General features: G+C 35.5%; 17 protein-coding genes and 1 pseudogene. 2 read left to right on the forward strand and 16 right to left on the reverse strand.

Annotation, left to right across the window (positions count from 1 at the left end; translation table 11 throughout):
* Positions 1-4 precede the first annotated feature (4 nt).
* Positions 5-217, reverse strand: coding sequence for a helix-turn-helix domain-containing protein (locus tag DXB91_RS01390; RefSeq protein WP_008703822.1), 213 nt, complete (start codon positions 215-217; stop codon positions 5-7).
* A gap of 158 nt (positions 218-375) precedes the next feature.
* Positions 376-810, reverse strand: a pseudogene (locus DXB91_RS14815) (CHAP domain-containing protein); the annotation flags it as partial.
* A gap of 557 nt (positions 811-1,367) precedes the next feature.
* Between DXB91_RS14815 and DXB91_RS14055 the strand changes: the two are divergent.
* Together DXB91_RS14055 and DXB91_RS14820 are read left to right on the forward strand one after the other, a co-directional pair.
* On the forward strand, positions 1,368-1,529 hold the full coding sequence (locus DXB91_RS14055; RefSeq protein WP_158564565.1) for a hypothetical protein: 162 nt from the start codon (positions 1,368-1,370) through the stop codon (positions 1,527-1,529).
* A complete protein-coding gene (locus DXB91_RS14820; RefSeq protein ID WP_118016641.1) occupies positions 1,526-1,717 on the forward strand; it encodes a helix-turn-helix domain-containing protein in 192 nt (63 codons plus the stop codon). The genes DXB91_RS14055 and DXB91_RS14820 overlap by 4 nt, the downstream gene beginning before the upstream one ends.
* Positions 1,718-2,002: 285 nt before the next feature.
* Here the strand turns inward: DXB91_RS14820 and DXB91_RS01410 are convergent, their stop codons facing one another.
* The 14 genes from DXB91_RS01410 to DXB91_RS14065 form a co-directional block, all read right to left on the reverse strand.
* Positions 2,003-2,782, reverse strand: a complete 780-nt coding sequence (locus DXB91_RS01410; protein WP_118016642.1) for a hypothetical protein — start codon at positions 2,780-2,782, stop codon at positions 2,003-2,005.
* A gap of 23 nt (positions 2,783-2,805) precedes the next feature.
* The gene (locus DXB91_RS01415) at positions 2,806-3,561 is read right to left on the reverse strand and encodes a phospholipase D-like domain-containing protein (RefSeq protein ID WP_118016643.1); all 756 of its coding nucleotides are present in this window, start codon (positions 3,559-3,561) and stop codon (positions 2,806-2,808) included.
* Between the two features lie 128 nt (positions 3,562-3,689).
* Positions 3,690-3,863 carry a helix-turn-helix domain-containing protein gene (locus DXB91_RS01420; protein WP_118016644.1) on the reverse strand — a complete coding sequence of 58 codons (174 nt, stop codon included), beginning with the start codon at positions 3,861-3,863 and terminating at the stop codon, positions 3,690-3,692.
* 89 nt (positions 3,864-3,952) lie between these two features.
* Positions 3,953-4,567, reverse strand: coding sequence for a recombinase family protein (locus DXB91_RS01425; protein ID WP_118016645.1), 615 nt, complete (start codon positions 4,565-4,567; stop codon positions 3,953-3,955).
* A 136-nt stretch (positions 4,568-4,703) separates the two neighbouring features.
* A complete protein-coding gene (locus DXB91_RS01430) occupies positions 4,704-5,003 on the reverse strand; it encodes a hypothetical protein (protein WP_118016646.1) in 300 nt (99 codons plus the stop codon).
* Between the two features lie 49 nt (positions 5,004-5,052).
* The gene (locus DXB91_RS01435) at positions 5,053-5,961 is read right to left on the reverse strand and encodes a DUF5688 family protein (RefSeq protein WP_118016647.1); all 909 of its coding nucleotides are present in this window, start codon (positions 5,959-5,961) and stop codon (positions 5,053-5,055) included.
* 82 nt (positions 5,962-6,043) lie between these two features.
* Positions 6,044-6,844, reverse strand: a complete 801-nt coding sequence (locus tag DXB91_RS01440) for a recombinase RecT (RefSeq protein ID WP_118016648.1) — start codon at positions 6,842-6,844, stop codon at positions 6,044-6,046.
* A 14-nt stretch (positions 6,845-6,858) separates the two neighbouring features.
* Positions 6,859-7,791 (reverse strand): YqaJ viral recombinase family nuclease, encoded by a 933-nt coding sequence (locus DXB91_RS01445; RefSeq protein WP_118016649.1) that lies wholly within the window; start codon positions 7,789-7,791, stop codon positions 6,859-6,861.
* Entirely contained in the window at positions 7,779-8,138 is a 360-nt protein-coding gene (locus DXB91_RS01450; RefSeq protein ID WP_118016650.1) for a hypothetical protein, read from the reverse strand. The genes DXB91_RS01445 and DXB91_RS01450 overlap by 13 nt, the downstream gene beginning before the upstream one ends.
* Positions 8,129-8,281: a hypothetical protein gene (locus DXB91_RS14060; protein ID WP_158564566.1), complete on the reverse strand. Its 153-nt coding sequence runs from the start codon at positions 8,279-8,281 to the stop codon at positions 8,129-8,131. Before DXB91_RS14060 ends, DXB91_RS01450 begins: the two co-directional genes overlap by 10 nt.
* A 17-nt stretch (positions 8,282-8,298) precedes the next feature.
* A complete protein-coding gene (locus tag DXB91_RS01455) occupies positions 8,299-9,225 on the reverse strand; it encodes a DUF932 domain-containing protein (protein WP_118016651.1) in 927 nt (308 codons plus the stop codon).
* Positions 9,226-9,361: 136 nt separating this feature from the next.
* Positions 9,362-9,562 carry a hypothetical protein gene (locus DXB91_RS01460; RefSeq protein ID WP_118016652.1) on the reverse strand — a complete coding sequence of 67 codons (201 nt, stop codon included), beginning with the start codon at positions 9,560-9,562 and terminating at the stop codon, positions 9,362-9,364.
* A gap of 266 nt (positions 9,563-9,828) precedes the next feature.
* The gene (locus DXB91_RS01465; RefSeq protein WP_118016653.1) at positions 9,829-12,774 is read right to left on the reverse strand and encodes a hypothetical protein; all 2,946 of its coding nucleotides are present in this window, start codon (positions 12,772-12,774) and stop codon (positions 9,829-9,831) included.
* A gap of 160 nt (positions 12,775-12,934) precedes the next feature.
* Positions 12,935-13,108, reverse strand: a complete 174-nt coding sequence (locus DXB91_RS14065) for a hypothetical protein (protein WP_158564567.1) — start codon at positions 13,106-13,108, stop codon at positions 12,935-12,937.
* Positions 13,109-13,167: the final 59 nt, after the last annotated feature.

Here is a 13,167-nt window from a genome sequence, read left to right on the forward strand (position 1 = left end):
GATCCTACACCTCATTTTCGGGTACGGCTTCCATTATGTCGCCAAAATCACACTCTAAGTATTCGCATATATTCAACAGTACGGGAAGGGTAACATTTTCATTTTTTCCGAGTTTCGCAAATGTACTTTTGCTTGCCCCGACCGCTTCTCGTAATTGACTCTTTTTCATTCCCTTGTCAATCAGAAGTTTCCAAAGTTTGTTGTACCGTACTTTCATTTCCGCACCTCCACCCAAATATAGTTTGTATTATAGCACTTTGAGAGTGAAATCGCAATTATTAAGTCTGTATTTTGAGACTTTTAGTTTTCAAACCGGCACAATATCTTTCTGATATGTAATCCAACCGCCTGCAAAATGCAGGCGGCTTGTGTATTTTAATAGGCAGGTGCGCCGTAGCCAAGAATCTCGTAATAACCGATAGAATACTCATTGACTCGGCAACTGTCGCCGGAGTTGCCCTCGACCGTATAAACCTTGCCGTTTTCGACCTTTTGAACAATACCCGTATGGTCGGATAATCCATCCTGACCACTTTCGTCTGCCCAATCGAAGAAAATAATCATTCCGGGGGCAGGCTCGGCGCTGCCATCCAGCCATTGTCCACGATCCTTAAACCATTGTACTCCGTTGACACAGCCTGCATATTTTGGGATAACTCCAGCGTCGATATAGCCGCACTCGTTGGCACACCAAGATACAAAGCAAGCACACCATTCTACACGGGAGTTAAAACCGTACCACGACCAATACGGCTGACCGCCCACATTGCCAACCAGAGAGAGTGCAACGGTCACGATCTGTCCGTCGCCGACTGTAATGCCGTAAAGCACCTGTGACCAAAGGTAATTGTTTTCATCTGCAAGCAGTTCAGCGAGGTAGCCTTTCTGTTCTTCGTTAAAACCATATTGCGCCGCCATTTCCTCGGCAGTCTTGTGGCTGACGGTAATATACAGATAGGTTTGTGTGACCGTGCTTTCAGTTTCCACGATATTACCGTGTCCGTCATCGGTTTCGGTAATAACTGTTTCGGTCTTGCTCTCTGTTCGGGAAGATATTTGATTCATATCTGCCGACTTCTGTGCTTCGTTCTGTGCAATCCCGGCTACATTCCTCATTTTTGTATAGAGAAACGCATTTTTATAGAGAGCCAGTCTTACTATCGTTTTTTTTCAAGTGGTTTATTGAATGGGCTATAGAACACTATGATGATATTGAATCATTTATAAGAGATGAAAACGATAAATATTTGCAGTTAAGAGAAAGAAGGGAACTGATTTATCAGGAGAGATTGAACAGCAATGGAAATATTCTTTCAATTGCATATCGCATATTTTGGCAGTTTTGTCTGGACAATGGGTGGAAGGATATGCCATTTGATGAAGATTCTTTCGACAGGCTTATGGAGAACCTTATCTATGAACAAATTGAGAGCTTGGAGCTAGATGGGAAGGAAAGCAGAGACTACGTTGCAGAGCTATATTTTAGAGTATATAGTGCACTTACCATCAATGAAAGGAGCTCATTATGAACGACCAACTTTTAACTATCAATGATTTATGCACAGAACTCGGTATTGGCAAAAATACCGCATATAAACTCACTACACAGACACACCAAATTAAATCAGCCAAGATAGGGCAACGAATACTTATCACTCGAAATGCGTTAGATGAATACATATCAAACAAGATTGACGGAAAGAAAAATTCTTCATAAAAATCAGTCCATAGCCTTCTTCGGTTATGGACTGCGAATGCCCCTTATCTTTCTGTGACTACTATGCCCCCCTAAACATAATTTGCATATACAAAAAAAGAATGCCTATGTGATAATGTACTCACATAAGCATTCTTCAATATGTTACCCCATACATAAATTGGATTTTATACTCTTGTTGCCCCTGACACCGAATAATAAATAGTTTTTTCAATTATGAAATAAAACAATGAGATTGAAATAATATAAATCATCTGTCTTAAACCAAATCTATATTACTGCTATTTATTTTACCAGTTGATGAATGGCCTTTACAATCGTAAGGCCATAATCCACAAGAAAATTTTTCTGTGCTTCTGAATATGCCTTTCTCTCCTCTATTGCCTCATCTGTGCAATGTCTAAAACACTGCATTTTATTTCTATAACTCTTTACTATTGAATCATCAATGAATCCACAGCATACATTTTCGTATTCTGGTGTGCTATATTTTCCATCTTGTTTCAACAAGTTTTCGATAAGATTTGCAATCTCCGCAATTTTCTCATCTATATGCATGCTGCTAAAAGATGCCTGCCTAGTAGAAATTTCAATAAATTTTTGATTTATAGAATCGTTTACCTCAATGCTGCAATTGTTTTTCTTGAACGTCATTTCTTCTACAAATGCTCTTCTAGCAGCATAACGAATGTCTCCTTTATCATCTCTACCCAACGCTATAATTTTTCCTCCAATATCGTCACGTGTGAATTTCTCTGGTTCAACAGGAGGTCTTGCCAATATCCTAGGGAACTCTTTTATTTCATAACCTAGCATATTCAAATAATATGTTATTAAATAAAACCAACATTTATCTTCAACTGAAAAATAAAGATCTAGCTGACATAATTCTCTAAATTTAGTTATTGCATCTTCAACATCATAAATTTCAAATTGATAATTCTGGGTTTCTCTTACTCCGTAAAAAACATTATATGAATAGTTTACCTTTTTCACAAAATCCAGAAAACGATAATGATAATCTGATGCCTTCACATTACTTAAATAATACTCTCTTAAATCCATAAAAATACTCCATAAAAAAAGTTTTAGTATCTACAATTTGCATCCCTTCTCATTTTTATAAATTCTTCTGCAAATGATTTCGCTGTTTGTCTATTATGATCAACATCCCAATGCTCCTTATTATAGTTTGCAGCAGTCGTCCAATTGAAAGTTCCGTGCATTGCAACCTCCAAATCAATCACACAAAATTTCCTATGCATTATATTTTTATATTTTTCTGACATCACATCTACTCGATATACCTCAAAGTAGTCTTCCAAAACGAATGAAGGTTTATCTTTGTTGATCATGTTATTATCAATAATTATTTTTACATCCAACCCATCGTTCCTTTTTTTTAATAATTCATCGAATATTTTTTTATTGGTAAACCATGCCATTGCAATCCATATTAAAAATTTAGCCTGACGAATCTCATCAATTATTCGATTTTGTATATCATCAAAAAGTATCTCTTGGCTTATTTCTTCTGAGGCACTATTCAGTACTCCAGGCTTTAATATCAATCCCCAGTACTCGTTATCATCGTTCGGTTCATAAACCTGTCTACACAAACCATCAACAAAATTCTCATATTTTCTCAGGACTGTTAATTTATCAGGAACTACACTAATAATAATGTATTCCTTGCGATGATTAGGCAAATGATATGTAAAACCCCATTCTTTTTGAAATGAAACAGAAGCAACTTTAAGAGCCTCTATTACCTCGTCCTTATACTCATACTCACTCATCTTAGCTGTCGCTATTAATAAATCTTTATACTGCTGTTCTGTCATAACTCCCCCTCTATATCGTATATATTGCAACGTAAATGTATATAATATTATAACATCAATGTATTAACATATACAAATTCTTTGTATATGTTAATACATTTGTACAGCAGATCCCTCATATCTATTTCTCAAGATCTAAGTATAAATTCTTCTACATCTTCTCTAAATACCAGCCATCGTCCACTAACGAAGTGCCCTTCCAGAACTCCATCATGAATCATCTGCAGTATCTTTGTTCTCCCACAATGCAACACCCTCATTACATCTTTTATAGTTAATACATCAGGTTCGTTCTGTAACATATTTTCACTCCTTCCTTTGTTAATGGAATGTTCGTGTAAAAAAACAAATTACTGTCTATATGTGCTCATATTAGAATATATCTGTTCACCTATGATTTCCTATCTTCCATCTCCTTTGCCCATTTATAAAAAAGAGTTTTAGTCACCCCTAATCTCTTCATTGCCTCAACAGCTGTAATGTTCTTTGTCTTCCACAACTTCATAACATCATCATAATTTTCAGGTTTTGCAACACTATGCCTACCAAGATGCTTGCCTTTCTTTTTTGCAGCCTCTATTCCAGCTCTTTGCCTTTTCCTTATCGTAATCCTCTCCTGCTCTGCAATACTGCCAAGAACCTCTATGAGAATGTTGTTTATCATATCCCTGATCCACTCCTGTCCCTCAGGGAAATCTATCATCGTTGTTGGCAGATCAAGGATTCTCAGATCTATGCCACTATCTTTAAACCACTTTACCTCCGACAAAATATCCTGTTTGCTCCTGCTGAGTCTGTCCAAGGAAACCACATACAATGAGTCTCCCCTGCGAAGTCCCATTGGACCTTTAAGAGCCTGATACCCTTCACGTTCAAGATTCTTTCCAGACTTCTTATCTACTATAATATTCGTATCTTCTACATATTCCTTCAGTGCTATTATCTGTCTGTCAAGATTCTGCGAATTTGAACTCACACGGGCATATCCATACTTTCTGCCTGTCATAATAACCTACCTCCATATACCATGTCCTCAAAGGTGTACCTTTCAGAACACATAATAATCATCACATATATGTGTTCTGAAAGGTCAAATACCAATAAACGGACATATCCTGTAAATACAACCACCTTTTCGGACACTAGCTTGCCTTCTTCAGCTGTCTATCTATCAATTGCTCAATGAGACTCGATACTTCATCCCATGTATCCACATGTATATATTCGTCATCCAGATATATCGAATACAAGCACTTAAAAATTCCACATTTGCACTGTACCAATGCTGTTATCTGATCATCCGGCAATTCATCTACATAAATCAGATACTCATATACGCACTCTGTAAAATATATCTCATCACATACCTCATAAATATCTTTTCTCTGCTTTGAAATCATCCTGTATTTAAAGAAATCATGTTCATGTTCTATTTGCAACATGAGACGATTTTCTCTTTCAGTAAATAGCTGTCTTTTCAACGAATCACCTCTATGCTGCTATAAATATTTCTTCTGTGTTTCTGTCATATTTATATACGTGATTGGATAGAACGTCCTGAGGGAGAAGAGTTTTATTCACATCGACCACATCAGCACAAAGCTCCTGGGGACTTTTTGTTCCATCACAAATCGGCAATAACAAGCATTCATTCACACTGCTCGGAATTATATAAATATCCTTTTCCATGTAAGCTGCAAAGTCTTTTATTTTATTTTTCATCAGCAACTGGTTAGCTCCATAAATCAGATGTTTATTTGTCATAATATAATATGTTTCATCTTTCTCTGTATCTTCTTTGTAATCTGCATCATACCTATCTCTAAACAGATCCCATATGCTGATAATACACCCCTCATCACAAATCTCCATATTGATCATCGCCTGCTGATAAAGCTCCTGCTCTGTAATTTTCCATTTTGCCATTTGTGAATTGCATACTCTTGTACAGAGAATGCTGACATCCTTATTCTTATCAGAAGTCATGTCGATATAATAAATCAGAGAAAGGTCTAAAAATTCCCTATGTGGAACATTTAACAACAGTTCCCCATTTCGCTCTGTATTTATCAATCTAACACGTATTCTGGTACATGCACGGTCATAATCAGAAAGAACAGAAATATCAAAATCATCATCACCCATCTTCTCCTCATTTTTCTGTACCACCTTTCTTACAACATCTCCTATCTCCATGATCCCAATCTTATATTTCTCATAATACTTGTCTATATAAACACATGGAGACAATTGTCTATTTTCTCTGTGTATGGTAATGGCATCGAACTTAACACCGTTGTTTTTAATCTGAATAGAAGTCTGAACATTTTCATGACCATATATCCTTTCAAGTTTCCCTACTATCTCATCTATAAACTGCTCTTTATTTAATTTGACCATAGTTACATATCCTTTCCTCAAAAATAAAAAAGCCCTGCCCGGTTTACTCAACCAGACAAGGCCATGATTTGTATTTTATTGCTTACGCTACATCTAACAGCTCATTCTTGACCGTAGACATATCCAAAGATATTTCCTTCTTGATTGTTTCATCAAACGATAAAGCCCTCTGAAAATCTGTCTTTATCGGAGCATACTTTAACGCCTGCTTTATCACAGTTTTCTTAGCCATATCCTCATAATTTGATTTCCAAGGGGAATAACTGCTGTCGTACGCTTTACTATATGTCTTTGCATATAAATCCATTTCAGCCCTAGACATGACCGCCATACCATATCCGCCATTCACAGTTTTAAATATTCCATAGAAATATTTAACTTCGCCTCTGTCCGAATATGCCGGACGATGAACAAGAACCGGTTCCAACCCATACTGATATGCAAACTCATCATTTTCATACACAGTCTGAGCCTGTATCGTCTGCATCTGACCGCTTCTATATGCCAATTCAATCAATCCTTTGTATCCAATCTGGAACTGACACTCCAAGGTTCCATGATTCTTATACGGAATAAGATACGCCTGCCCAAGCGGAGTGTTTGGCTCAAGTCCTAACTGCGCCGCATTCATAAGCGCTGCCAGAAACGACATGGGAGTACACTGATTCAATGCAGGTGTGGTATTAAGTGCAGACAATGCTATACGCGTAAATCTCTCTGGGGTCATTACAGCTGGCAGTGCTTTCTTTATCTCCGGCATCATTGCCTTGACCATATCCGGTATTGTCATGCTCTTTGTAAGTTTAACTTCTTCATCCTTTTTCGCTGGGACTTTTGACGCCTGTTCAGCAAGTTCCTGCTTAAGATCTATATTATTTGCCATATACTCATCCTCCTTCATGCTGCACGTTTTATCATAAATCTTCTGCTTGCAGTGTTATTGCAATATTTGTTATACATAACCGGGTCATCTTCTTTGAACTTCTTAGCATCAAATCTGCTCTGCTCAATGTTCGACAATGAAATCTTATAATCTGCTTCAACCGCAATAGTAGCATCCTGCATTTCAATCTTGATTCTCTGATCTATCGCTGCTTTTTCCTGCTCCAGTTTCTTTATCAGTGAATCAAGTTCCATTCTTCTATCAAGAACAGCCTTATAGCCATGAAGTTCGACCTGCTTATTCCTATCACCTTTGAAGTACATCTTTGATATAGTCTCAGAACAGCTATCTGTTCCATCTGGATCAGGCATTACTCTTGCAAGCACATTATTATTCCAAAAATTCTCTTCAATCGTGATCAGATATTTAATAAGCTCTTCATCCCGATCTATTTTTCTTACAAGAAATTTCTGTCCAAATATCAAAACCGCAACATACCAGCAATCATATCCACTTACAGCGAGATAATGCTGAACCTGCATCTGATAATGTAATGGTATATTCCCATCATCCCATTTGTCAGATGAATACGGAGACACTGTCTTACACTCAAGGCCTGCTCTACTACCAACAATCAGCCTGTCAAAATCTGCAAGCATAAATGGATATCCCTCATTCTGATAAATAGCATTTGCTTTTCTAATTTTTAAGCCTGTCTCCTCAGTAAATCTCTGTGCAACATATTCTTCAAGGTCTCTTCCCTGTCTCATTGATTCATTATCTGTCTGCTCAATATCTTCAGATATCTTGTTCTGATATATCTGGAATGCTGATGAATAGGGATTCAATCCACATATAGCACCAGCATCCGTTCCCGTAATTCCTTTCTTTCTGTATCTTAGCCATTCTTCTTTTGGCAGATCCAGTGTTGAAATTAATCGTCGCATCCTATACCTCCATCATCGTAGTTCACGCTGCTCCACCATGTACATTCTTCATCCTCTTCCTGCGCTATATCATATTCTGTATTCTTCATATGCTCTCTTACCACCATGTAATAATCCTCATTCTGAGCACAGTCCTTATATATAGATTCCAAAATATTTGTGCTCTGATTTACAAGATTCATAAGCAGCATGTCCGAAAATTCATCTGCCGAAGAGATAAGTATTTCATATATACATGAACATATTTCCAACTTTGAGTTTTCCCTGGACTCTTTATCACCGTACAACTTCTTGTACTGCTGCAGCTCAGCGTAGATCTTTTTTATAAATTTATCCTTTATTCCCATACGTCATCACAATCCCAAATACCATTTCTTCCATCTATTGTATATACGCACTCCGTTTTACCTGACTTATGCCATATAAGCAGTCCTGAAACAAGTGCCATAACTGTTCCTGCAGTTATCGCTCCAATTATCTTAATATTCATAATCTACCTCCATATTTTTATGCTGCTAAAAGCTGATAAGCCTTATCTATCATAGGATTTCCTTCATATGTTTTCATGAAAAGATTTTCATTATAGTTCTTTGACCTTCTTATCGGATTAGCATGAGTAGCAAAATCTGATACCGCATTGATAAATCTATATGCGTTATTTCCAAGATGTGTAAGGTCTGGGGCATCATAATACCTCATTCTCATATCATCACGAAGCTTTTTTATATTTCTTGTAGTAACAGAACTTGAATTCTGATCTATCGGCAACAGCATTTCTATGTATTCTTTTACCTGTTGATCTGTTATCCTCTGTCTACGCATTCTCTCAAATTCATTACCAAGAGCCTCCATATATTCATCTGCCATAAACAAAGTCTGTTTTGCCTCATCAATCTTACCCTTTATATCACCTGTATGGACCATACTGAAACATCTGTTTGCGGTGCTTAATGCCAGATTCAATGTATTATTACAAACAACTCTCACTGGTGTTATTGCAACCTTCACAGCTCCCGAACCATCATGAGTATTACTAAACACAAGATATGGTGTTATTCGCTCTCCAGACATGATGTACTCCCTCGGAAGCCTTGCCAGAATCCATACTTTCTTCCCTCCCTGAAGAGATCCGGCCGTCTCGTACTTTACACCCTCTCCCAGCAGATTATCAGTAAACGCAAAAGCTTCTGTATTCTGAACAACCTTATACCTGTCTGTAACAACCCCAAGCACAGTATTATCGGACTCTCTTACATTTGCCTTATACCCATCAACCAGTCCTGAATTTGTATACAATGATTTCTGCACTACTCTCCAATCAAGTCCGGCAAGTCTTAATGCATCCTCTGATGATGGAGCCTCCTCTACTACAACACCAAGGCCATGCCATGGTTTTTCCCTTACACTAAACATCGTTTCTACATTTGCTGCCATATTATTTTTTTCTCCTTTCACCTTTGTTTTCTTCTCTATTCTTTCCATTTCTGTCTCGTAGTTCATTCCAAATAACAATCACTGTAGACAGTATCGAAATAATAATCTTCTGCATGTAACTCTTTTCTCCTTATGATTATTCCTCGTCATCATCGCTATCCAATTTCATTGCTTCATCAATGAGCCGGAGCACTTCATCATCAACACATTCAAATACCGCAAGGACATCCTCTGTGATCGGTGGGACTCCCGGACATTCCAAAAGCTGACACAGACTTCTCATTCCATTAATCAACTGACCTGCCTGTTCTAATAAATCTCTACGCTGCATTTTCACACTCTCACCCCCTTCCCGAAAATGAGCATAGAAAAAGAGAGATGAAAAACACAACTTCATCTCTCTTTAAATTAAATATGTAGTTATCTAAGACTTTCCACTGAGTACCGTTTCCTTCAGAAACACAACCACTCCCTGAAGTACAGCAAGTCCTATAGCTGCTATCGTATGCCTGTTTATATCTCATCATCCTCCTTCCTGTTTTCTATGATTTATTATCATCATATAGATGATATATAAACAGGAAGTACCAAATTACGGAATAATCACAATCCCAGTATTACCGCTTCTGCTATCCAAATAGCGGTTCCTATAAGTGATATAATCAAACCTGCCGTTGCAGCCTTCTTTTTCTTTCCCTTCTTAGAAAGTGCCACCACGCTTAGAATTAAAGATATTACATCTGGAACAATACCTACAACTATAAATGTTGTCACCAAACCAATAATACTCAAAATCAACGATACTACACCTATAGTATTTTTTCTTTCTATTTTTTCAGCCAACGTCATTAATATTTCTTCTCTTCGTATTCTGTCGTCGTCATCCTGATCTGTAACATTTTGAGTTGGTTGTTTTTGATTCTTATTTACCCTATCTTCTACTATTTTATTAACATCTCTATTTTCAATGTTTTGCTCTTCTATTTGCTTTTGATTTTTAGTCACCTGTTCTTTCTGGATAATTTTTACTGGCTCTACTGCAACAGGTTGCTCAACAGCTATTATCTTTTCTCCATTGTCATCAACTTTATTAACAATTGTGGAGGATATCATTGTCACATGTTCTGTTTCTTTCCCTGATTCTTCCAGTACGTTTTTCTTTATGGTAATTTCTTTGCCATCTAAGTTTTCATTATCAGTTATAGTTTTATTATGAGCAATCTTTTTTTCATTATCATCTTTAGGCGGAATATCATGGCATATAGTACTATTGGTGTTTTCTGCTATATATTTTTGCAGGGCCTTTAGCAAATTAATAATGTGCTGTTTGAATGCACTACTAACATTAAACCCATTCTCTCCAACATAAAGGTAAATATCCAAATATATCTTCTGCTCTAGGTATTTCTCCCAACTGATAACACCCACATTACCCAAATCATTTCTATAGTAAAATCCATCCTCTACAATAGCAAAACCTTTTGATTTTTTTCCATAATTACCAAAGATTCCACCTGGAACAATCAAAAATACATTTTTCTTAGCATCAATATTGATCGCTTCCTTAAAAGCAACCACCTGTTTGTCAATTCTTACACTTCTTCCTCCATTAAACTTTATAGGATCAACATCAGGTGAAATACCATCAATGTCCTCCTCATATTTATTTACAATTTGCTGTGGTATGCTATCTAAAATAAATTTTTTATTAGCGCTTATATTAGGTTTTGTTTTAACAATTTCAAATACCTCAGTCCAATTCCACTTAACTGCATCCTGAAGGTTTGACAACAGTTTATAATAATCCCTAATTGAACCATCCACTTCCAATATTATATTTCCAATCGAAATATTGTTGTTATCCAATATCTTTATAGTGGAATTTTTGAATTCATTCCAATCCAATCTACCGTTATCATTGCTATTTTTATAATATACACCATACTCTGTAAAAGCGTATGAATTAGAACCTTTATTATTAGTTATATTTGCTCCATATAGAGTCTCATCTTCACCAATAAATAAACTTGCTCTTATTCTCTTTTCATAATCCCTAATATATGCTCTCTGCTTATCATCTTGTTCCTGATAATATTTAGGTGGATTAATTTTTTTCCATGTTATACCACATGAGCTTACCTTACTATTAGAACAAGCTGCATACTTTAATATAGTTGCCAATCTGCTATTATCACAGAATTCAGGAACTAATTCTGACACAAATAAGGCAAATCGAAAAATAAACAACTCCGGATCAGAAATATATGTCAATACAATATTAGATGAATACCTAGATAAATTTTTATCAATTAACATCATCGAATCAATATATGACATGAACTTTGCGCTATCAACAGCACCTATGTCTTTAATATTCCATTCTCCCGACAAGCCTCTATATTTCCATATAATTCTGCGAGTTGTAATAAGAAAACCTTGCTCATGATCTCCTTTGTAATTAAAAATTAACAATGGATCTTCCATAGTTTCTAAAGAATAATGTCTTGTAATATACTTTACAGCATCTCTATCATAATTTTTGTCAAATAAAAATATTTTTTCGCCAAATACATCATCCGAAAAATATTTCTCTGCAACTAACCTAACATCATTTGGAGAACTTTCCTTTATCGTTATTTCAGATTCTGTATTATTATAATTATCCCCTACATATTTTTCATGATTATCTTGTGATTTTACTTCTTTTTCATCAATAAAATTAACTACTGATTTTATGTTTCTTAAAATGGCATAAAGACTTGTTTGCTCAATTCCGGCATTACACACAAAATCTAATTCACCAATTTTTATAGAACTGAACCCTTTTTTTATTGTTTTATTTTTCAAATCATTCCAAGTGATTTTTCCACATTTATTAGATTGACAATAGTATATTCCATCAGTTCCAATAGCAAATCCTGATTTACCATTTCCTAAAATAGTAGAATCTAAAATAATAAAAATTTTCTCATCTTCGGGTATTCCAAAATATGTTTTCACCTTATTTAGCTTTGAATTATTATTTTTTATTGGATTTCCATACACACATGCTGTAGCTTTTTCTAATGGTGCCGACAAACAAGCTTCTGCTATTTTATCAATCATATTCATATCTTCTTTTTCATTTCCTGCCAGCTTTCTAATAAAACCTGTAAAAGCAAATATAAACTCATAAACATTATCAATCCCTGTAAGATAAACATCTTCAGAAACATTGTTACTATGTCCAACAAAATAAATCACATTTGCTAAAATTCTCTTTGCACTATTAACATCATAAATATCTTCCAACTCCCACATATTATTATCATCGTAAACATCTTTCCAATAAAATCCTTTTGTTGTTAATACGAAACCTTGTTTATCATAAAATGCCAACAATAGTTCATCTTCATCCTCAATCTCATATTCGTCTTTTAACAGATCATCCAGTCTATCAGGAATCATATCAACACCATATATATATACATCTCTTCCATATATGTTTTTATCACCAAAAAAAAGCTTAAATAACTCTCTTACTTTATTATCCTTATCCACTTCACACATACCCTTCTCCAACAGTAATTATATTCTACATTTCACAACGTTCATATTTGTAATTCCCCAAAGAGGGAGCATTAGCATATTATCTCACACCTATACCGGCAAATATAAATCTATACTTAATATTCACATAGGTTTATCCATATCAAAAACTCCGTATTTTTTACATCAACCCTATTTTTCTGCATAAACCAGCTAACACTACCATTATTACAAAAAATAATAACATGTACCTTACCGCATAAGCGAAAGTAGTTCCTATCGTATTTTTAAAAAGCGCATTACCAATTTTTATAGTTAAAATTACTGATAACACCAAACATATTATTGCCATCATGTTCATAACTCCCTTCATATAAAATCGTTATTATATAATATATATTTTATATTATATTG

The sequence above is a fragment of the Coprococcus sp. OM06-34AC genome (genome assembly GCF_003462545.1).
GTDB classification, from domain to species: Bacteria; Bacillota; Clostridia; order Lachnospirales; family Lachnospiraceae; genus Coprococcus; species Coprococcus aceti.

Excerpts from the sequence above, each read along its gene's own strand:
- DXB91_RS01450 (WP_118016650.1), bottom strand. The coding sequence starts at position 8,138 with ATGGGAATAAAGGATAAATTTATAAAAAAGATCTACGCTGAGCTGCAG.
- DXB91_RS01465 (WP_118016653.1), bottom strand. The coding sequence starts at position 12,774 with ATGTGTGAAGTGGATAAGGATAATAAAGTAAGAGAGTTATTTAAGCTT.
- DXB91_RS14820 (WP_118016641.1), top strand. The coding sequence starts at position 1,526 with ATGAACGACCAACTTTTAACTATCAATGATTTATGCACAGAACTCGGT.
- DXB91_RS01435 (WP_118016647.1), bottom strand. The coding sequence starts at position 5,961 with ATGGTCAAATTAAATAAAGAGCAGTTTATAGATGAGATAGTAGGGAAA.
- DXB91_RS14055 (WP_158564565.1), top strand. The coding sequence starts at position 1,368 with ATGCCATTTGATGAAGATTCTTTCGACAGGCTTATGGAGAACCTTATC.
- DXB91_RS01430 (WP_118016646.1), bottom strand. The coding sequence starts at position 5,003 with ATGTTGCAAATAGAACATGAACATGATTTCTTTAAATACAGGATGATT.
- DXB91_RS01425 (WP_118016645.1), bottom strand. The coding sequence starts at position 4,567 with ATGACAGGCAGAAAGTATGGATATGCCCGTGTGAGTTCAAATTCGCAG.
- DXB91_RS01440 (WP_118016648.1), bottom strand. The coding sequence starts at position 6,844 with ATGGCAAATAATATAGATCTTAAGCAGGAACTTGCTGAACAGGCGTCA.
- DXB91_RS01455 (WP_118016651.1), bottom strand. The coding sequence starts at position 9,225 with ATGGCAGCAAATGTAGAAACGATGTTTAGTGTAAGGGAAAAACCATGG.
- DXB91_RS01415 (WP_118016643.1), bottom strand. The coding sequence starts at position 3,561 with ATGACAGAACAGCAGTATAAAGATTTATTAATAGCGACAGCTAAGATG.
- DXB91_RS01445 (WP_118016649.1), bottom strand. The coding sequence starts at position 7,791 with ATGCGACGATTAATTTCAACACTGGATCTGCCAAAAGAAGAATGGCTA.
- DXB91_RS01420 (WP_118016644.1), bottom strand. The coding sequence starts at position 3,863 with ATGTTACAGAACGAACCTGATGTATTAACTATAAAAGATGTAATGAGG.
- DXB91_RS14060 (WP_158564566.1), bottom strand. The coding sequence starts at position 8,281 with ATGAATATTAAGATAATTGGAGCGATAACTGCAGGAACAGTTATGGCA.
- DXB91_RS01390 (WP_008703822.1), bottom strand. The coding sequence starts at position 217 with ATGAAAGTACGGTACAACAAACTTTGGAAACTTCTGATTGACAAGGGA.
- DXB91_RS14065 (WP_158564567.1), bottom strand. The coding sequence starts at position 13,108 with ATGATGGCAATAATATGTTTGGTGTTATCAGTAATTTTAACTATAAAA.
- DXB91_RS01410 (WP_118016642.1), bottom strand. The coding sequence starts at position 2,782 with ATGGATTTAAGAGAGTATTATTTAAGTAATGTGAAGGCATCAGATTAT.